The following is an 18,521-nucleotide window of genomic DNA, read 5'->3' as shown; positions in this document are numbered from 1 at the left end:
ATTCCCCTCGTCCCGCACGCCTTTCGCACGGATTGACGAACCATCCCCGCCCCCCAGTTCCACCCGCCCCGCCCTTCACTCGTACGAATGACCGAGTGAGGAGCAGGAAACCACCCGTCACCCCCGCGCAACGCCCACGCAATCCGCACCCCGCAGGATCGGTCCATGACGGAGCCGGTGCACCCTCCCGCCACCCAGTCCTTCCCCTTCGGCAGCGCGGCCGAGCTGCTGACCCGGATCACCGACCAGCTCGGCACCCAGCTCAGCGGCCTGCGCCCGCCACGCGCCCGGCACCACGGAGTCCCCGCATGCACCCCACCCTCGTCGCCGTGGCCCACGGCAGCCGCGACCCACGCGCCCCGCACACCGTCCTCGCCCTGCTCGAACGCGTCCGCGAGCTCCGCCCGGCCCTCGACGTCCGCCTCGGCCACATCGAACTGAACCGGCCGCTGCTCGCCGACACCCTGCGGGACGCCGCCGGACCGGCCGTCCTCGTACCGCTGCTGCTCGGACGCGGCACCCACGTCAAGCGGGACCTCCCCGCCGCCGCGGCCCGCGCCCCGCACCTGCCGATCCGGACCGCCGACCCCCTCGGCCCCCACCCCCTTCTCGTCGAGGCCCTGTTCGAGCGCCTCCTGGAGGCCGGCTGGACCCCGGGCACGGCCGTGGTGCTGGCCTCGGCCGGCTCCCTCGACCCCGACTCCGCCGCCGACACCGGCCGCGTCGCCGCACTGCTCTCCGAGCGGCTCGACGGGGTCCCCGTGGTCCCCGCGTACGCGTCGGCGGCCGCCCCCGGCGTGCCCGACGCCGTCCGGGCGCTGGCGGCCCGGGGGTACCACCGGGCCGCCGTGGCCTCCTGCTTCGTCGCCCCGGGCCGGTTCGCCTCCGCGAGCGCGGCCGCCGCCACCGGCCCGGCGTCGGCCCCGCTCGGCGCGCACCCGGCACTCGCCCGGCTGGTGCTGCGCCGCTACGACGAAGCCCTCGCCCGCAGCGCGCGGGAGCCGGAACTGGCCACCGCGTAAAGGCCGCGTAGGTTCGGATTGCTCGGATTGTCGGTGACTCCGGTTAACGTCTCAGCATGGAAGGCACCGCGCACGTCCCCGCCTACGAGTCCTACGGTCCGGCCGCCACCGAGCGATGGGCCGCCGAGCCGGACAAACGGCCCGGCCGCACCGCCTTCCAGCGCGACCGCGCCCGGGTGCTGCACTCGGCCGCGCTGCGCCGCCTCGCCGGGAAGACCCAGGTCGTCACCCCCGGCACGCGTTCCTTCGACTGGGACGCCAGCCCCCGCACCCGGCTGACGCACTCCCTGGAGTGCGCGCAGGTCGGCCGGGAGCTCGGGGCGGCCCTCGGCTGCGACCCCGACCTCGTCGAAGCGGCCTGCCTCTCCCACGACATGGGCCACCCGCCGTTCGGGCACAACGGCGAGGAGGCGCTCAACGAGTTCGCCAAGGACTGCGGCGGCTTCGAGGGCAACGCCCAGTCGCTGCGCCTGCTGACCCGGCTGGAGCCCAAGCGGTTCGTCACGGGACCGGACGGCGGGCAGCTGAGCGTCGGCCTCAACCTGACCCGCGCCTGCCTGGACGCGGCCACCAAGTACCCCTGGGCGCGCGGCGGCCACCCCACCGACCCGGACTCGGTGAAGTTCGGGGCCTACGAGGACGACCTGCCGGTCTTCGAGTGGCTGCGGCGCGGCGCGCCCGCCGACCGCAAGTGCTTCGAGGCCCAGGTGATGGACTGGTCGGACGACGTCGCGTACTCCGTGCACGACTTCGAGGACGGACTCCACGCCGGCCACCTCGACCCCAACATGCTGTTCGCCGAGCCCGAGCGGGCCGCCATCTGGCAGGTCGCGATCGGCCGCTACGTGCCCGCCGACACCTCCCCGGAGGAGCTGCGCGAGGCGCTGGACCGGCTGATGGAGGAGGACTGGTGGCCGCACGGCTACGACGGCTCGGCGGTGGCGCAGGCCCGCCTGAAGGACGCCACCAGCCAGCTGATCGGCCGCTTCTGCCTGGCCGCCGAGGGCGCCACCCGCGAGGCGTACGGCTCCGGCCGGCTCACCCGCTACGCGGCGGAGCTGGTCGTACCGCGCGAGGCGCGCAACGAGTGCGCGGTCCTCAAGGCGGTGGCGGACCTGTACGTGATGCAGCGCGACGAGCAGGAACGGCTGCGGGCCGACCAGCGCATCGTCCTGGCCGAACTGGCGGAGGCGCTCAGCGCCCGCGCTCCGGAGGGCCTGGACCCCCAGTTCCGGGCGATCTTCGACGCGGCGGCGGACGACAAGGCCCGCAAACGCGCGGTCATCGACCAGATCGCCTGCCTGACCGACGCGTCCGCACGCTCACTGCACGCCCGCCTCACCCGACGCGGGCGGCGCGCCGAAGGGTGAGCCGATCGGGCCACTCCCCCTTCACGCGGCAGGCTGGGTGCGGGACGCTCGCAAGGTGGCCGCAAGTGGCCGATGGGTTATGAGGAGGCATCAGGTGGTCGACGCAAACGAGACGTTCATCATCGTCGGCGCGGGGCTGGCCGGGGCCAAGGCCGCCGAAACGCTGAGGGCGGAGGGGTTCACCGGCCGGGTGATCCTGATCGGCGACGAGCGCGACCATCCCTACGAGCGGCCCCCGCTGTCCAAGGGCTACCTGCTGGGCAAGGAGGAGCGCGACAGCGTCTTCGTACACAAGCCGTCCTGGTACGCGGGCGCCGACGTCGAGCTGCACCTGGGCCAGCCCGCGGTGCACCTGGACCGGGAGGCCAAGACGGTGCGGCTGGGCGACGGCACCCTGATGCACTACGACAAGCTGCTGCTGGCCACCGGTGCCGAGCCCCGCCGCCTGGACATCCCGGGCACCGGCCTGGCCGGGGTGCACCACCTGCGCCGGCTGGCCCACGCCGACCTGCTGCGCAAGGCACTGACCTCGCTGGGCCGGGACAACGGCCACCTGCTGATCGCGGGCGCGGGCTGGATCGGCCTGGAGGTCGCGGCTGCCGCGCGCGGCTACGGCGCCGAGGTGACCGTGGTCGAGCCGCTGGCCACCCCGCTGCACGCGGTGCTCGGCCCGGAGGTCGGCCGGCTCTTCACCGACCTGCACACCGAGCACGGGGTGCGGTTCCACTTCGGAGCGCGGCTGACGGAGATCGTCGGCCAGGACGGCATGGTGATGGCCGCCCGCACCGACGACGGGGAGGAGCACCCGGCGCACGCGGTGCTCGCCGCGATCGGGGCGGCGCCGCGTACCGCGCTCGCCGAGACCTCGGGGCTGGCCCTGGTGGACCGGGAGCACGGCGGCGGCATCGCCGTGGACGCCTCGCTGCGCACCTCCGACCCGGACGTGTACGCGGTCGGGGACGTGGCCGCCGCCCACCATCCGGCGCTGGGCACCCGGCTGCGCGTGGAGCACTGGGCCAACGCCCTCAACGGCGGCCCGGCCGCCGCGCGGGCGATGCTGGGGCAGGAGGTGTCGTACGAGCGGGTGCCGTACTTCTTCTCCGACCAGTACGACGTGGGCCTGGAGTACTCGGGGTACGCCCCGGCGGGCGGCTACGACCAGGTGCTGGTGCGCGGGGACGTGGGCAAGCGGGAGTTCGTCGCGTTCTGGCTGTCGGACGGCCGGGTGCTGGCCGGGATGAACGTGAACGTGTGGGACGTCGCCGAGCCCATCCAGGCCCTGATCAGGTCGAAGGCGCCGGTGGATCGCGACAAACTGGCGGACCCGTCTGTTCCGCTTGACTCCCTGGTGCCGGCCGAGGGGGCCTGACGGGTTTGCCGCCGCCCGGCCGTAGAATTCACGGGTGGCTGGACGGATCAACGACGACGACGTGAAGGCGGTACGGGACGCGGTCCCGATCGACGCCGTGGTCTCCGAGTACCTCCAGCTCCGCAACGCCGGCGGCGGCAACCTCAAGGGCCTGTGCCCCTTCCACGACGAGAAGTCCCCGTCCTTCCAGGTCAGCCCCAGCAAGGGCTTCTACCACTGCTTCGGCTGCCAGGCCGGCGGGGACACCCTCGACTTCATCATGAAGATCGACCACCTCTCCTTCTCGGAGGCGGTCGAGCGGCTGGCCGGCCAGGCCGGCATCACCCTGCGGTACGAGGAGGGCGGCTACACCGCCGGCACCAGCGGCCGCGGCGAGCGGATCCGCCTGGTCGAGGCCCACAAGGCCGCCGCCCTCTTCTACGCGGACCAGCTCGGCGGCGCCGAGGCCGAGATCGCCCGCCGCTTCCTGGCGGAGCGCGGCTTCGACCAGGCGGCGGCGCAGCACTTCGGCGTGGGCTACAGCCCGGCCGGCTGGGACCACCTGACCCGGTTCCTGCGCGGCAAGGGCTTCTCCGACAAGGAGCTGATCCTCTCCGGGCTGTCCCAGGACAGCCGCAGCGGCAAGCCCATCGACCGCTTCCGGGGCCGGCTCATGTGGCCGATCCGGGACATCAGCGGCGAGGTGGTCGGCTTCGGCGCGCGCAAGCTGCGCGAGGACGACAACGGGCCGAAGTACCTGAACACCCCCGAGACGGCGATCTACAAGAAGTCCCAGGTGCTGTACGGCATCGACCTGGCGAAGAAGGAGATCGCGAAGACCTCCCGGGCCGTGGTCGTCGAGGGCTACACGGACGTCATGGCCTGTCACCTGGCCGGGGTCACCACCGCCATCGCCACCTGCGGCACGGCGTTCGGCGGGGACCACATCAAGATCCTGCGGCGGCTGCTGATGGACAACGCGACCGCCGAGGTGATCTTCACCTTCGACGGTGACGCGGCCGGGCAGAAGGCCGCGCTGCGGGCGTTCGAGGACGACCAGAAGTTCGCGGCGGAGACCTCCATCACCATCGCCCCGGGCGGCATGGACCCCTGCGACCTGCGCCTCGCGCAGGGCGACGCGGCGGTGGCCGGGCTGGTGGACGCGCGGACCCCGCTGTTCGAGTTCGCGCTGCGGCACATCGTGGCCCGCCACAACCTGGAGAACCCGGCGGGGCGGGCGGCCGCGCTGGCCGAGGCCGCGCCGGTCGTCGCCAGCATCAAGGACCTCTCGATCCAGCACGAGTCGGCCGTCCAGCTGGCCGGGATGCTGGGCATCCTGGACGAGCAGTTCGTGGTCAAGCGGGTGGCGCAGCTGGCGCGCTGGGCGCGCGAGCGCGGCGGCCAGCCGCAGCAGGGCCGGGGCCGCCCCCAGGAACCGGCCCCCGCGCCGCCGGCGGCGGCCGTCGGCGGCGGGCCCGCGCTGAACCTGCGCAGCCCCGCCCACCGCACCGAGCGCGAGCTCCTCAAGCTGGCGCTCCAGCGGCCGGCCCTGGTCTCCCCCGCGTTCGACGCGTACGGGACCGACGAGTTCACCGCCCCGCCCTACGCGGCGGTCCGGCAGGCCATCCAGGACGCGGGCGGCGCGTCGCAGGGCACCGAGGACTACCTGGTCCGGGTGCGCGAGGCCGCTCCGAACGACACGGTCCGCGCGATGGTCACGGAGCTGGCGGTGGAGGCCATCCACACCAAGACGGTGGACGAGGTCTACGCGGGCGTCCAGCTCGTGCAGGTCCGGCTGCGCGCCGTCGACCGCCGGGTCCTGGAGATCCAGGGCGCCATGACCCGGCTGAGCCCGCAGGCCCCGCCGGAGCAGCACGCGGCGATCCAGCAGGAGCTGTGGGTGCTCCAGCAGTACGGGCAGCGCCTGCGCAACCGCGGCGCCGAAGGGCTCTGACCGCCGGGCCCACCGCCGCGGTCCCCGCCCGGCGGCACCCGGCAGGGCCGCGCCGCCGAGCGGTCCCACCGGTCCCCCGCCGGGGCCTCCGTCCCCGGACCGCCGGGGGCTACCGCCGCAGCCAGTCCCCGCCCGGGATCTCGGTGCCGGTCGCCGCGAGGCGGCGGGCCAGCGGGGCGGCCGCCAGGTAGACCCAGGCCAGGACCCGGCTGCCGTCGGGGCGCACGGCCTCGCGGGCGACCCGGTCGTAGACGTTCCCCGGGCGGCCGGGGCCGGCGTACTCCTCCAGCAGGTCCAGCGCGACCAGCAGTTCCGCGTACGCCCCCGGCGCGGCGGTGATCAGCTCCCCGGCTATGCCGGAGCCGGGGCGGTCGACGGCGTACGGGTAGCCGGGGCCCTCGTACAGTGCCGCGTCCGGCAGACGGGCGGGTTCCTCGGCCGCCGTGCGGCCCTTGAGGAAGAGGTCGTGGTTGACCTCCCCCGGCCGCAGCGTCCCGTAGACGAAGAACGGCAGTACGCCGGACCCCGGTCCGGATCCCGGCCGATCGACCGATGCCACAGGGCCCTCCCTCGACTACTACTGGACGGTGCGGGGTCCGGGCCCAAAGGCCCGTCTTCGCCGCGCACCCCCACCGTACGCACCGCTGTTACACGATCTCCCGGCTCCCGTGACGGGCGCCCCATAACGTCAGGTTCCGCCCGTTTCCCGACCCCACCCCCTCCCCCCATGACGCGATCCCCCCACCGCTCCCGCGCCGCCACCGCCGTCGCCGTGCTGATCTGCGCCGCCGCGTCGGCGGCGGCGGGCTGCGCCGCGCCCGGCGGGCTCGCCCCGGGCGAGCCCGTGGCGCCGGTCTCCCCGCAGCCGCAGCCGGAGGCGCTGTGGCCGGTCTGGTCCGAGGACTCCCCGCGCGCGCCCGGGGCGGCCACCGGCACCCGCCAGCCGCCGCCCGAGCCGCTGCCGGACGCGCCCGAGGTGGGTCCCGGGGGGCTGGCGTCGGTGGACGTGATGGCCGTGGTGAAGGCGGACAAGCGGATGAAGGTGCTCACCGGCAAGGGGGTGATCAACGCCCCGGGCCGGGCCGGGGTCCGTCCGCCGGTCTACCTCGACCTGACCGGGGACGGGAAGCAGGAGATGGTCGTCGCCGCCGACACCGAGACCGGCCGCACCGCGCTCAGCGTGTACGCCGCCCGGGGCGAGCGGATCGTCCCCATCCTGTTCACCATCGGGCGACGGATGGACGCCGAGTCCATCGGCCATGACCTGCTGGTCCGCACCGCCCCCGAGGACGGCTCCGAGCAGGTCGTCCGCTACCACTGGGACGGCACCCGCATGACGGTGGTCAACGACGAACGCCGCTACACCAAGCCCCAGGACCCCTCGTGAGGGCCCGGCTCCTGGACGTGCCCTCCGGCTGCCGGCGGTGGCTGCGCGCCCTCGGGCTGCGCTGGAAGATCGCCGCCCTGCTGGCGGTGGGCTGTTCCCTGGTCGCCGTCACCATCGGCGTCCTGATCCACGAGGCCCGGGTGCGGCAGGTGTCCGACGCCGCCCGCAAGAGCGCGGTCGAACAGCTGGTCCGCGTACGGCAGATCTACGAGATCACCGGGCGGCTCGACTCCGACAAGGTCGGGGAGGCCGACGCCCGGATCGACTGCCCCGCCACCCCGCAGGAGCTGCGCGGGGCGGCCCTGGACGGGCGCCGCACCACCTACCTCGACCTGACCGGAGCGGACCCGGCGGTGTGGGCGGCCCGGCCGGTGGGCAGCGGGCACGTGCTGACGGTGCGGCAGTCCCTGGCGGCCGAGCAGGCCGAGCTGGAGGAGCTGGACGCGCAGCTGATCGCCTCCGTGACGGGCGTGGTGGCGCTGGCGGCGGTCGGCGGGGCGCTGCTGGCCAGCCGGCTCAGCAAGGAGCTGCGGACGGCCGCCGAGACGGCCCGGCGGATCAGCGCGGGCGATCTGGACGCCCGGATCGGCCCGGCGGGGCCGCCGGGGAGCCGGGACGAGGTGGCCGAGCTGTCCTCGGCGGTGGACACCATGGCGGCCAGCCTCCAGCGGCGGCTGGAGGCGGAGCAGCGGTTCACGGCGGACGTGGCGCACGAGCTGCGGACCCCGCTGACGGGCCTGCACACGGCGGCCGAGCTGCTGCCCGCCGGGCGGCCGACGGAGCTGGTCCGGGACCGGGTCGCGGCGCTGCGGACGCTGACGGAGGACCTGCTGGAGGTGGCCCGGCTGGACGCCGACCGGGAGGAGGCGCGGCTGGAGGTGCACGCGCTGGGGCCGCTGGTGGCCTCGATCACGGAGCGGTCGGGGGTGACGGCGCGGGTGGTCGGTGCGGAGCCGCCCCGTGCGGAGGCGGCCGGTGCGGACGTGCCCGGAGCCGACGTGCCCGGAGCCGACGTGCCCGGGGCAGACGGGACCGCCGGGCGGCCGGGCGCGGTGCTGGTGCGCACCGATGCCCGGCGGCTGGAGCGGATCCTGACGAACCTGCTGGTCAACGCCCGGCGGCACGGCAGCGGCCCGATCACGGTGACGGTGTCGGGGACCTCGGTGACCGTCCGGGACCAGGACGGTCCGGGCTATCCCCCGACGTTGCTGCGCGAGGGGCCCCGGCGGTTCGTGACGGGCACGCCGGAGCGGGGCCAGGGCACCGGGCTCGGGCTGACGATCGCCTTCGGGCAGGCCCGGGTGATCGGCGCCGAGGTGGCCCTGTCGAACCCCGGACCGGCGGGCGCGGCAGCCGTGGTGACCCTGCCGCCGGCCTGACGTCACCCGGACGGCGTGGGCGCACACGGATGCCCCTGCACGACCCTGACCTGCACGGACGCCCTCGTTCTGGGTGTCGCGGACGGGATTCTGCGCAGGTTCGGCAGGCGCTGCGCGGGCAGGCCGGTTTACCTCGGATCACGACCCCGTGTCCCCTGGAGTACCCATGCGCCGCAGCACCGCCCACGTGCTCACCGCCACCGCGCTGACCGCCGTCGCCTTCGCCGGGCCGGTCGCCGGGGCGGTGGCCGCCGCGGAGCTCGGCATGACGCCCCTCGCGCCCGGGGACTTCGCCGTGCTGGAGGTCTGGCCGAAGTCGGCGGCGCCGGGCGCCACCGTCACCGTGCACACCAAGGCCTGCGGCCGCGGCAGCCGGGCCGAGGGCGACGCCAGCACGGTGGAGGGCGGCCGGTTCGAACTGGCCCCGGGCGGCCGCGAGGACGTGGTCACGGGCCGGTTCCGGATCGGCCGGGCCCTGCGGCCGGGCACCTACGGAATCGGCGCCACCTGCGCGAACGGCAAGTTCGCCACCGGCGACCTGGTCGTCACCGAACGCGGCCCGCAGGGCCACGTACGGACCGGGGTGGGTGGTGGCACGACCACCGCCACCGACCCCGCCAAGATCGCGGCGGGAGCGGCAGTGCTGGCCGCGGCCGCCGTCGGCGGTACCTGGCTCCTGCGTCGCCGGGCGAGCGGCACGCGGAGCTGACGGGCGCCCACCGCGGCTGCGGCCGCGGTCCGACCGGTACCGCCCCCCGTCGCCCGCCCCGCGAGGTCCCCCCGTTCGCGGGGCCGGGCGACGGCCACTCCAGGAACGGCGAGACGAGGGGGTGCGGCGCATGCGTGGCGGCTTCCCGGGCCTGCGGGGACGCCCCCGAGCCCCGCGAAGCGTACGTCCCGGGGACCGCGCGAGGGGCTCCGCCGGGGCGCTCGCGACACGGGCCGCGCTGGTCGCGGCGGCCGTCTGCGCGGGGGTCTGGCTCATCGGCAGCGGCTCGGCCGTGACCGTGCGGCCCCCGCTGCCCTCCGCCGCCGAGGCGCTGAGCGCGCAGCCCCTCTACCCCGGGAGCATCGACCCGCTCCCCGGCTCCCCGCCCGTGCGCATCCGGATCCCGTCGATCCGGGTGGACGCCCCGTTGACCGGTCTGGGCCTGGACGGCGACGGCAGCCTCGAAGTGCCCCCGCCGGACCGCCGCGAGCTGGCCGGCTGGTACCGGGACGGGACCACGCCGGGCGCGACGGGCACCGCGGTGATCGCGGGGCACGTCGACCACGCCAGCGGACCGGCCGTCTTCTACCACCTGGGCGCGCTGCGCCGGGGGGCGGCCGTGGAGGTCGACCGCGCGGACGGGCGTACGGCCGTGTTCACCGTCCACGCGGTCGAGGTGTACGACGCGGGGGCCTTCCCGGACCGGCGCGTGTACGGGCCCTCGCCGCGTGCGGAGCTGAGGGTGATCACCTGCGGCGGCGCGTTCTCGCCGCGCACCGGCTACCAGGGCAACGTGGTGGTCTTCGCCCACCTCACGGGGGAATCCTGATCGGCTACCCCCACTGTTCGAGGCCGAGCTTCACCACCAGCGCGCCCACCACGGTGAGCAGTACGCCGCGGACGAAGCCGCTGCCCTTCTTCAGGGCCATCCGGGCGCCGACCATGCCGCCGGCCAGGTTGAAGACGGCCATCAGGGCGGCCAGCTGCCAGAACACCATCCCCTGGTAGGCGAACATCGCGAGCGCCCCGGCGTTGGTGCAGCAGTTGACGATCTTGGCGGTGGCGGAGGCGGTGACCAGGTCGAGGTGGAGCAGGGCGGTCAGGGCCAGCACCAGGAAGGTGCCGGTGCCGGGGCCGATGAGGCCGTCGTAGCAGCCGATGCCGAGGCCGGCGAGGGCGATGGTGAGGAGGACGCGGCCGCGGGAGACGGGCGAGGCGGCGGGGGCGGCGCCGAAGCCCGGCTTGAAGATGACCACGGCGGCGACGACCACCAGGACGCCCATGATCAGCGGGCGCATGGCGTCCTTGCTGATCCCGCCGGCGAGCGCGGCCCCGCCCATCGAACCGGCGAGCGCGGCCAGGCCGATGCGGACGGCCAGCTTCACGTCGACCGGGGTCTTGCGGGCGTAGGTGACGGCCGCTCCGGCTGTGCCGACGATGGCCACCGCCTTGTTGGTCCCGAGGACGGCGGCGGGCTGGGCGTTCGGCAGGCCGAGCAGCAGGGCCGGCAGGAGCAGCAGTCCGCCGCCGCCGACCACCGCGTCGATCCAGCCGGCCGCCGCGGCGGCCGCGCACAGCACGATGATCATGGTCGTTGATATGTCAGGCACGGCCACGACCCTAGGTACCGCATCGGTGCAGGGACCATCGATCCCCGAAAACTTGCGCAAAGGTTGAGGTTCCCCGGCCTCACGAACCCCCGGCACGGATGCTGAGGTCGGTGTTCCGTCCGGGTAACAGGGGCGATGCGGCGGGGAAACAGCCCGCCCGCACGCTCGTGCCATGACCTCGGAACAGCGTGTGGTGGTGATCGGCGGCGGCCTGGCGGGCCTGCGGCTCGCCGCGCGGCTCGGCCCCGGTGCGGCGGTGACCGTGCTCGGGGAGGAAACCCGCGCCCCCTACAACCGGGTGCTGCTGGCCGAGGTGCTGGCGGGCCGGTACGCGCCCGAGGTCACCGCGCTCCCGGCCCCCGGCCCGGCGCTGCGCCGGGGCGTCCGGGCGGTGCGGATCGACCGCGCGGACCGGGCCGTGCACTGCGACGACGGCTCGGTGGAGCGGTACGACGCCCTGGTGCTGGCCACCGGTTCGAACCCGGTGCTGCCGCCGCTGCGCGGGCTGTTCGCCCCGGACGGGCGGGAACTCCCCGAGGGGGTGCACGCGTTCCGCACCATGGACGACTGCCTGGCCCTCGCGGCGGCCGTACGCCCGGGAGTGCGGGCGGTGGTGATCGGCGGCGGGCTGCTGGGCGTCTCGGCGACCCGTGCACTGGCCGCGCGCGGTGCGCAGGTGGTCCTCGCCCAGCAGGCGGAGCGCCTGATGGAGCGCCAGCTGGACGCCGACGCCTCCGCGCTGCTGCGGGAGCACCTCACGGCGCTCGGGGTGGAGATCCACACGGAATGCCGTGTCAGGGGCCTGACCACGACTGGTCCGCCGCCGCACGGGGCTTCGTCCCCGGCCCGCAAGGCGGCCGACCCGGCGGGGCAGCTGCGCGGGGCCTCCTCCCCGCCCCGCCCTTCCTCCGTTCCTCCCCCAGCTACCGCTGGGGGTACCCCCAGGGGCTCCGCCCCGGACCCCGCGCCTCAAACGCCGGCGAGGCTGAAGAATCCCGCCCGCCTACGGCCCGGCGCGAGGCCCGGACAGGGCCCCCGCCGGGTGACCGGGGTGGAGCTCGCGGACGGGTACCGGCTCGACGCCGACGTCGTCGTCCTCGCCTGCGGGGTCCGCCCGCGCGTCGGGCTCGCCCAGGCGGCCGGGCTGGAGGTCCGCAAGGGCGTCGTGGTCGACGGCCGGCTGCGTACGAGCGACCCTCTCGTCCACGCCATCGGCGACTGCGCCGAGCACGACGGCCGGGTGTACGGGCTGGCGGGACCCGCCCTGGAGCAGGCCGACGCCCTCGCGGCGGTCCTGCGCGGGGACGGCGGAGCCGAGTACACCGGCACCCGCGCCCTCACCCGCCTCACCCTCCCCACGGCCGGCGGTCCCGGCCCCTTCGACCTCGCCGCGTTCGGCGACCCCACCCCGCTCCCCGGCGACGACGTGCTCCGCCTCGCGGACGCCACCCGCCGCACCTACCGCAAGGTCGTCCTGCGCGGCGACCGGCTGGTCGGCGGGGTGCTGCTCGGGGAGCTCTCCACGGTGGGGGCCCTCGCCCGCACCTGGGAGGGCGACGAGTTCCTGACCGCCCCGCACGACCCGTTCCACCTGCTCACCGACGACGGAGGCCACTGATGACCGTGCCCGAGCCCCTGCCCGCGATCGTGCTCATCGGACACGGCATGGTCGGCCAGCGCTACCTGGAGGCCCTCGCCGAGCGCGGGGCCACCGCCACGCACCGGATCACCGTGCTGTGCGAGGAGCCCCGGCCCGCCTACGACCGGGTCCACCTCACCTCGTACTTCTCCGGTAGCACCCCCGAGGACCTCTCTCTGACCCCGGCCGGCTTCATGGCGGAGCACGGGATCGAGCTGCACCTCGACGACCCCGCCGAGCAGGTCGACACGGCCGCCCGCACCGTCACCTCCCGCTCCGGGCGGGTGATCCCGTACGACGTGCTCGTGCTGGCGACCGGCAGCTACCCCTTCGTGCCGCCCGTCCCCGGCAAGGACGCCCCGGGCTGCTTCGTGTACCGCACGATCGAGGACCTCCTCGCGATCGAGGAGTACGCCAAGACCCGCTCCAGCGGAGCCGTCGTCGGCGGCGGCCTGCTCGGCCTGGAGGCGGCGGGCGCCCTCAAGGGGCTCGGGCTCGCCACCCGCGTCGTCGAGTTCGCCCCGCGCCTGATGCCCGTCCAGGTGGACGAGGGCGGCGGCGCGGCCCTGCTGCGCACCATCGAGTCCATGGGCCTGACCGTGCACACCGGCGTCGGCACGCAGGAGGTGCTGACGGGCGAGGACGGCTCGGTGTGCGGGATGAGCCTCTCGGACGGTTCCGCCGTCGAGACCGAGCTGGTGGTCTTCTCGGCCGGGGTCCGCCCCCGCGACCAGCTGGCCCGCGCGGCCGGCCTGGCCGTCGGCGAGCGCGGCGGCATCACCGTCGACGCCCGCTGCCGCACCTCCGACCCGCACGTGTACGCCATCGGCGAGTGCGCGCAGGCCGTCGACGGCCGCGTCTACGGGCTGGTCGCGCCCGGCTACGAGATGGCCGAGACCGCGGCCGAGGACCTCCTGGGCCGGGAGAAGGAGTTCACCGGCGCCGACCTGTCCACCAAGCTCAAGCTGCTCGGCGTGGACGTGGCCTCCTTCGGCGACGCGCACGGCACCGCCGAGGGCAGCCTGGACGTGGTCTGGTCGGACTCCCGCTCCGGCGTCTACAAGAAGCTGGTCGTCTCCGCCGACGGGGTGCTGCTCGGCGGCGTGCTGGTCGGCGACGCCGACGCGTACGGCACGCTGCGCCCGCTGACCGGCAGCGTCCTGCCGGTCGCCCCCGAGCAGCTGGTGCTGCCCGCCGGGGTCGGCGCGCCCGTCGCGCTCGGCCCGTCCGCGCTGCCGGACACGGCGGTGATCTGCTCCTGCCACAACGTCACCAAGGGGGCCATCACCGCCTGCGCCACCCTGCCCGAGGTCAAGAAGTGCACCAAGGCCGGCACCGGCTGCGGGAGCTGCCTGAAGACGATCGGGCAGCTGCTGCCGGCCGCCGCCGACAAGGGCCTGTGCGGCTGCTTCCCGTACACCCGGGCCGAGCTGTACGAGATCGTCCGCACCCGGCGCCTGACCTCGTACCGGGAGATCCTGGACGGCCACGGCCGCGAGGCGGCGCGCGGCGGCGACGGCTGCGAGGTCTGCAAGCCCGCCGTCGGCTCGATCATCGCCTCCCTGGCCCCGACCCTGGGCGCCAGCGGCTACGTCCTGGACGGGGAGCAGGCCGCCCTCCAGGACACCAACGACCACTTCCTCGCCAACCTCCAGCGCAACGGCTCGTACTCGGTCGTCCCGCGCATCCCGGGCGGTGAGATCACCCCCGACAAGCTGATCGTGATCGGGGAGGTGGCCCGCGACTTCGGCCTCTACACGAAGATCACGGGCGGTCAGCGCATCGACCTGTTCGGGGCGAGCGTGGACCAGCTCCCGCGGATCTGGGCGCGGCTGGTCGAAGCCGGTTTCGAGTCCGGGCACGCGTACGGCAAGGCCCTGCGGACGGTGAAGTCCTGCGTGGGCCAGACCTGGTGCCGCTACGGGGTGCAGGACAGCGTACGGATGGCCATCGACCTGGAGCTGCGCTACCGGGGCCTGCGCGCCCCGCACAAGCTGAAGTCGGCGGTGTCCGGCTGCGCCCGCGAGTGCGCGGAGGCGCAGAGCAAGGACTTCGGGGTGATCGCGACGGCGAGCGGCTGGAACCTGTACGTCGGCGGGAACGGCGGGGCGACCCCGCGCCACGCGGACCTGCTGGCGCAGGACCTGTCGGACGCGGAGCTGGTGCGGCTCATCGACCGGTTCCTGATGTTCTACATCCGCACCGCCGACCGGCTGGAGCGGACGTCCACCTGGCTGGACCGGCTGGAGGGCGGCCTGGACCACCTGCGGGACGTGGTGGTGCACGACTCGCTGGGGCTGTGCGACGAGCTGGAGGCCCTGATGGCCGACCACGTGGCGCACTACCGGGACGAGTGGGCCGAGACCCTGTCGGACCCGGAGCGGCTGCGCCGGTTCGTGTCCTTCGTCAACGCGCCCGGCGCGCCCGACCCGACCGTGAAGTTCGTTCCCGAGCGCGACCAGGTCAAGCCCGACCTGGCCGTCCTGACCATTGGAGGACCGGCCCGATGACCGTGGAACTGAAGGTGGCCGAAGGCTGGCTGACGGTGTGCCCGCTGTCGGCGCTCATCCCGGGGCGCGGGGTCGCGGCCCTGCTGCCCGACGGGAGCCAGGCGGCGGTCTTCCTCGACCGCGCGGGGCGCCCGTACGCGATCGGCAACCAGGACCCCTTCACCGGCGCGCAGGTCCTGTCGCGCGGGCTGGTGGGGCGTGCGGCGGGGCGGCCGTTCGTGGCCTCGCCGCTGCTGAAGCAGCGCTTCGACCTGGAGTCGGGGCGCTGCCTGGACGACGAGGAGGTGGCGGTCCGGACGTACCAGGTGCGGACCGCCTCCGCCCCGTAGGGCATCAGCCCTGGACCGCGGCCGGGTCCATCCAGACGAACTCCCACACGTGGTGGTCCAGGTCCTCGAAGGCGCGGCCGTACATGAAGCCGAGGTCCATGGCGGGGCGGGGCTCGACGGCGCCGGCCGCGAGGGCGGCGTCGACGACCTCGTCGACCTTCTCCCTGCTGTCGGCGCTGAGCGCGACCATGACCTCGGTGGTCTTCGAGGCGTCGGCCACCGGCTTGGTGGCGAACTCCTTGAACTTCTCCTCGGTCAGCAGCATCGCGAAGATGCTGTCGCTGACGACCATGCAGGCGGCGGTCGGGTCGGTGAACTGCGGGTTGAAGGAGTAGCCGAGCTTCTCCCAGAAGGCCTTCGCGGCGTCCAGGTCCTTCACCGGCAGGTTGACGAAGATCATCTGGGTCATCTCGGTTCCTCTTCTCTGGTGCGGCCCGGTGCGTGGTGCGCGGTACGCGGTGCGTTGTCGAAGGGGTAGACCCGGGGCACCGGCAGAACTCATCGCTGTCCGCAGAAGTTATTTCGGTGACTTCGTTTCCGCAGGTCAGAGCCTTTGGAACGGAGTCGTCCGGCGGCCCGGCGGGCCAGGGCGACCGCACGCGCGCCGGTCGCTCCCGCGTCATGCGGAGTTGGCGCCCCGTCCATGCTGCGCCCCTAGGTTCCTCGACGCATGCGACCCCGCGCCCGACCGGGCGAGGGGGCCCTCCTCCCCCAGGAGCGAGACCGTGGAACGTCGTACCTTCCTGCGCGGTGCCGTGATCGGCACCTCCGCCGCCGCCTTCGCCGGAACCCTCAGCCACGGGGCCGCGTACGCCGCCCCCGCCCAGCCGGGCGCCGGGCCCTACGGGGCCCTCGGCGCCGCGGACGCCAACGGGATCATGCTCCCGTCCGGGTTCACCAGCCGGGTCATAGCGCGCTCCTCCCAGACGGTGAGCGGCACCTCGTACACCTGGCACAGCGCCCCCGACGGCGGTGCGTGTTTCGCGGACGGCAGCGGCTGGATCTACGTGTCGAACTCGGAGATCAACCCGAGCGGCGGCGCGAGCGCGGTGAAGTTCAACTCCTCGGGCACGGTCACCGGGGCCTACCGGATCCTCTCGAACACCCGGCAGAACTGCGCGGGCGGCAAGACCCCGTGGAACACCTGGCTCTCGTGCGAGGAGGTCAGCCTCGGCTACGTCTACGAGACCGACCCGTACGGGGTCAACGCGGCCGTGCAGCGGCCCGCGATGGGCCGCTTCAAACACGAGGCGGCGGCGGCCGACCCGGTGCGCCAGGTGGTCTACCTGACCGAGGACGAGACGAACGGCTGCTTCTACCGGTTCGTGCCCACCACCTGGGGCAACCTCTCCTCCGGCACGCTCCAGGTCATGGTCGCCGGAAGCGGCACCTCCGGCTCCTTCAGCTGGCAGAACGTACCGGACCCCGACGGCTCCCCGACCGCGACCCGCAGCCAGGTCTCGGCCGCCAAGAAGTTCAACGGCGGCGAGGGCTGCCACTACGCGAGCGACACCGTGTGGTTCACGACCAAGGGCGACAACCGGGTCTGGCAGCTCAACCTGGCGACCAGCACCTACGAGCTGGCCTACGACGACTCCCTGGTCCCCGGCGGCGCGGCGCCGCTGACCGGTGTCGACAACGTCACCGGGTCGACGTACGGGGACCTGTACGTCGCCGAGGACGGCGGGAACATGGAGATCTGCGTGATCACCCCGGACGACGTGGTGGCGCCGTTCCTGCGGATCACCGGCCAGTCCTCCTCGGAGATCACCGGCCCCGCCTTCTCCCCCGACGGCAGCCGGCTGTACTTCAGCAGCCAGCGCGGTACGAGCGGCTCCTCGACCGGCGGCATCACCTACGAGGTGACCGGGCCGTTCCGCGTCTGACGCCCGCGCCCCGGACGCCCGGCCCGGCGGGGAGGACCACGCCTCCCCGCCGGGCCGCGGCGCACCCGGAGAACCGATCCTTCAGGAGACCACCGCGCCGCCCTTGAGCAGGGCCGCGCCCAGCGGGGTCACCGTGTGCAGGACCGCGTTCCCGTGGCGCAGGGTGGTCACCAGGCCCGCCTCGCGCATCACGCAGGCGTGCTGGCTCGCCGAGGCCAGGGAGACCCCGGCCCGGCGGGCCAGTTCGCTGGTGGTGGCCCCGTCGCCGATGGCCCTCAGCACCACCGAGCGGGTGTGGCCCACCAGCTTGCCGAGGGTGCGCTGGCGCTGCTCCTCGGCCGGCCGGGCGGCCTCCCCGCTCGCCGCCGCGGAGGCCAGCTGGGCGGCGGCCGGGTAGACCAGCACCGGCGGCAGCTCCGGGTCGTGCAGGGTCACCGCCGTCCGGCGGCAGAAGAAGGACGGCTGGAGCAGCAGCCCGCGCCCGCGCAGCCGTACGTCCCGGTCCACCGGGTACTCGCACTCCAGCACCGGGGCCCGCCAGCGCAGCATCGGCGGCAGCGAGGCGAGCAGCTCGTCCGCGCCCCCGTCGAGGAGCGCGCGGCCGCGTGCCGCCCGCTCGGCCTCTATCTGGGCCTGGATGTGGCTCCAGTACGGCTCCACGGCCGCCCGGTGGTACGCGCGCAGCTCGCCCAGCAGCCGGGGCAGGTGCCTGGTGCCGCCGTCCATGAACTCCCGCAGCCGGGCCGGCGGCGGGGTCCCGAAGGCCGCACCGAAGCCCGTTCCGGCGCCGGCGCCCACGAGGGACAGCTCCCGGCGCAGCCGCTCGGGGCGCAGCCCGCGCAGCGCGTCGAGACCGAGGTCCCACCCGTACTGGCCCTCGGCCGGGGTCAGGAAATCGGGGAAATAGCCACGAGCCGGTATGAGCGCACCCAGCAGCCTTGTTTCACCATTCAACCGGCTCCGGGTTTCCGTACGCCATTCGCCGAAGAACCGGGCGTCACGCCGGTCTCTTAAGCGATGAAAACTAAGAATCGTTTCCCACAACGCATCGGGACGCCCTGCCATCCGTACGCGTGCCAGGTCCACTCCAGTGAAATGGATACGAAGCACCGAACCCCCACCTGTGCAACCGCAATCCCCCCGCCCCACGAGTATGCATGCCGTCACACGTGGTCACCACGCCCTTTCGGCCACAGTTGAAACCCCTTTCGGCAGAGGCGTGACAAGCGAAATCCTGTACTCCGCCAGGCACACTCCGGTGCGACCGAAACGCTCCGTGAAGGCCGTGGGGGGCTTTGCGGGGCCTGGCGGTCGGTCGCACCGGGAAGCGCCGACGTGCCTGGCAGATAGGCGGCAGGCGGTGGACGGGTGGGGATCC

16 protein-coding genes are annotated in these 18,521 nt (G+C 74.3%); 12 read left to right on the top strand and 4 right to left on the bottom strand.

Annotation, left to right across the window (positions count from 1 at the left end; all coding sequences use genetic code 11):
- Positions 1–308: 308 nt before the first annotated feature.
- The 4 genes from OG553_RS22960 (at position 309) to dnaG (ending at position 5,694) form a co-directional block, all read left to right on the top strand.
- Entirely contained in the window at positions 309–1,022 is a 714-nt protein-coding gene (locus OG553_RS22960; protein ID WP_405980785.1) for a sirohydrochlorin chelatase, read from the top strand.
- 56 nt (positions 1,023–1,078) lie between these two features.
- Positions 1,079–2,392 carry a deoxyguanosinetriphosphate triphosphohydrolase gene (locus tag OG553_RS22955; RefSeq protein WP_405980784.1) on the top strand — a complete coding sequence of 438 codons (1,314 nt, stop codon included), beginning with the start codon at positions 1,079–1,081 and terminating at the stop codon, positions 2,390–2,392.
- A 94-nt stretch (positions 2,393–2,486) separates the two neighbouring features.
- The gene (locus OG553_RS22950) at positions 2,487–3,761 is read left to right on the top strand and encodes an NAD(P)/FAD-dependent oxidoreductase (RefSeq protein WP_405980783.1); all 1,275 of its coding nucleotides are present in this window, start codon (positions 2,487–2,489) and stop codon (positions 3,759–3,761) included.
- 34 nt (positions 3,762–3,795) lie between these two features.
- Positions 3,796–5,694: a DNA primase gene (dnaG, locus tag OG553_RS22945; protein WP_405980782.1), complete on the top strand. Its 1,899-nt coding sequence runs from the start codon at positions 3,796–3,798 to the stop codon at positions 5,692–5,694.
- Between the two features lie 109 nt (positions 5,695–5,803).
- Here the strand turns inward: dnaG and OG553_RS22940 are convergent, their stop codons facing one another.
- The gene (locus OG553_RS22940; RefSeq protein ID WP_405980781.1) at positions 5,804–6,253 is read right to left on the bottom strand and encodes a gamma-glutamylcyclotransferase family protein; all 450 of its coding nucleotides are present in this window, start codon (positions 6,251–6,253) and stop codon (positions 5,804–5,806) included.
- Positions 6,254–6,421: 168 nt separating this feature from the next.
- Here OG553_RS22940 and OG553_RS22935 point away from each other — a divergent pair, with 168 nt between their 5' ends.
- The 4 genes from OG553_RS22935 (at position 6,422) to OG553_RS22920 (ending at position 9,998) form a co-directional block, all read left to right on the top strand.
- Positions 6,422–7,081 carry a hypothetical protein gene (locus tag OG553_RS22935; RefSeq protein ID WP_405980780.1) on the top strand — a complete coding sequence of 220 codons (660 nt, stop codon included), beginning with the start codon at positions 6,422–6,424 and terminating at the stop codon, positions 7,079–7,081.
- Positions 7,078–8,460, top strand: a complete 1,383-nt coding sequence (locus OG553_RS22930) for an ATP-binding protein (RefSeq protein WP_405980779.1) — start codon at positions 7,078–7,080, stop codon at positions 8,458–8,460. Before OG553_RS22935 ends, OG553_RS22930 begins: the two co-directional genes overlap by 4 nt.
- Before the next feature lie 166 nt (positions 8,461–8,626).
- Positions 8,627–9,169, top strand: coding sequence for a hypothetical protein (locus OG553_RS22925; protein ID WP_405980778.1), 543 nt, complete (start codon positions 8,627–8,629; stop codon positions 9,167–9,169).
- A 130-nt stretch (positions 9,170–9,299) separates the two neighbouring features.
- Positions 9,300–9,998, top strand: coding sequence for a class F sortase (locus OG553_RS22920; RefSeq protein ID WP_405980777.1), 699 nt, complete (start codon positions 9,300–9,302; stop codon positions 9,996–9,998).
- A gap of 4 nt (positions 9,999–10,002) precedes the next feature.
- On the opposite strand, the gene OG553_RS22915 is transcribed toward OG553_RS22920, so the two are convergent.
- Complete coding sequence (locus OG553_RS22915) at positions 10,003–10,779, bottom strand: sulfite exporter TauE/SafE family protein (RefSeq protein ID WP_405980776.1); 777 nt, start codon at positions 10,777–10,779, stop codon at positions 10,003–10,005.
- 172 nt (positions 10,780–10,951) lie between these two features.
- On the opposite strand from OG553_RS22915, the gene OG553_RS22910 reads away from it, so the two are divergent.
- From OG553_RS22910 to nirD, 3 genes are read left to right on the top strand one after another with little or no spacing between them, the layout of a single operon-like run.
- On the top strand, positions 10,952–12,397 hold the full coding sequence (locus tag OG553_RS22910) for an NAD(P)/FAD-dependent oxidoreductase (RefSeq protein ID WP_405980775.1): 1,446 nt from the start codon (positions 10,952–10,954) through the stop codon (positions 12,395–12,397).
- Entirely contained in the window at positions 12,397–14,928 is a 2,532-nt protein-coding gene (gene nirB / locus OG553_RS22905; protein WP_405980774.1) for a nitrite reductase large subunit NirB, read from the top strand. The genes OG553_RS22910 and nirB overlap by 1 nt, the downstream gene beginning before the upstream one ends.
- On the top strand, positions 14,925–15,257 hold the full coding sequence (gene nirD, locus OG553_RS22900; protein WP_405980773.1) for a nitrite reductase small subunit NirD: 333 nt from the start codon (positions 14,925–14,927) through the stop codon (positions 15,255–15,257). Before nirB ends, nirD begins: the two co-directional genes overlap by 4 nt.
- 4 nt (positions 15,258–15,261) lie before the next feature.
- On the opposite strand, the gene OG553_RS22895 is transcribed toward nirD, so the two are convergent.
- The gene (locus OG553_RS22895; protein ID WP_405980772.1) at positions 15,262–15,666 is read right to left on the bottom strand and encodes a VOC family protein; all 405 of its coding nucleotides are present in this window, start codon (positions 15,664–15,666) and stop codon (positions 15,262–15,264) included.
- Between the two features lie 316 nt (positions 15,667–15,982).
- Between OG553_RS22895 and OG553_RS22890 the strand changes: the two genes are divergently transcribed.
- Positions 15,983–17,143 carry an alkaline phosphatase PhoX gene (locus OG553_RS22890; RefSeq protein WP_405980771.1) on the top strand — a complete coding sequence of 387 codons (1,161 nt, stop codon included), beginning with the start codon at positions 15,983–15,985 and terminating at the stop codon, positions 17,141–17,143.
- Positions 17,144–17,224: 81 nt separating this feature from the next.
- On the opposite strand, the gene OG553_RS22885 is transcribed toward OG553_RS22890, so the two are convergent.
- The gene (locus OG553_RS22885; RefSeq protein ID WP_405980770.1) at positions 17,225–18,253 is read right to left on the bottom strand and encodes an ArsR/SmtB family transcription factor; all 1,029 of its coding nucleotides are present in this window, start codon (positions 18,251–18,253) and stop codon (positions 17,225–17,227) included.
- Positions 18,254–18,521 lie beyond the last annotated feature (268 nt).

Source organism: Streptomyces sp. NBC_00158, assembly GCF_045160885.1.
GTDB lineage: Bacteria > Actinomycetota > Actinomycetes > Streptomycetales > Streptomycetaceae > Streptomyces.
Note: the sequence above shows the minus strand (reverse complement) of the source record. Positions and strands in the feature narration are given on the sequence as shown.

What these genes read in the sequence shown, in the direction of transcription:
- OG553_RS22925 (WP_405980778.1), top strand. Translation starts at nt 8,627, where the DNA reads ATGCGCCGCAGCACCGCCCACGTGCTCACCGCCACCGCGCTGACCGCC.
- OG553_RS22960 (WP_405980785.1), top strand. Translation starts at nt 309, where the DNA reads ATGCACCCCACCCTCGTCGCCGTGGCCCACGGCAGCCGCGACCCACGC.
- nirB (WP_405980774.1), top strand. Translation starts at nt 12,397, where the DNA reads ATGACCGTGCCCGAGCCCCTGCCCGCGATCGTGCTCATCGGACACGGC.
- OG553_RS22935 (WP_405980780.1), top strand. Translation starts at nt 6,422, where the DNA reads ATGACGCGATCCCCCCACCGCTCCCGCGCCGCCACCGCCGTCGCCGTG.
- OG553_RS22920 (WP_405980777.1), top strand. Translation starts at nt 9,300, where the DNA reads ATGCGTGGCGGCTTCCCGGGCCTGCGGGGACGCCCCCGAGCCCCGCGA.
- OG553_RS22910 (WP_405980775.1), top strand. Translation starts at nt 10,952, where the DNA reads ATGACCTCGGAACAGCGTGTGGTGGTGATCGGCGGCGGCCTGGCGGGC.
- nirD (WP_405980773.1), top strand. Translation starts at nt 14,925, where the DNA reads ATGACCGTGGAACTGAAGGTGGCCGAAGGCTGGCTGACGGTGTGCCCG.
- OG553_RS22955 (WP_405980784.1), top strand. Translation starts at nt 1,079, where the DNA reads ATGGAAGGCACCGCGCACGTCCCCGCCTACGAGTCCTACGGTCCGGCC.
- OG553_RS22895 (WP_405980772.1), bottom strand. Translation starts at nt 15,666, where the DNA reads ATGACCCAGATGATCTTCGTCAACCTGCCGGTGAAGGACCTGGACGCC.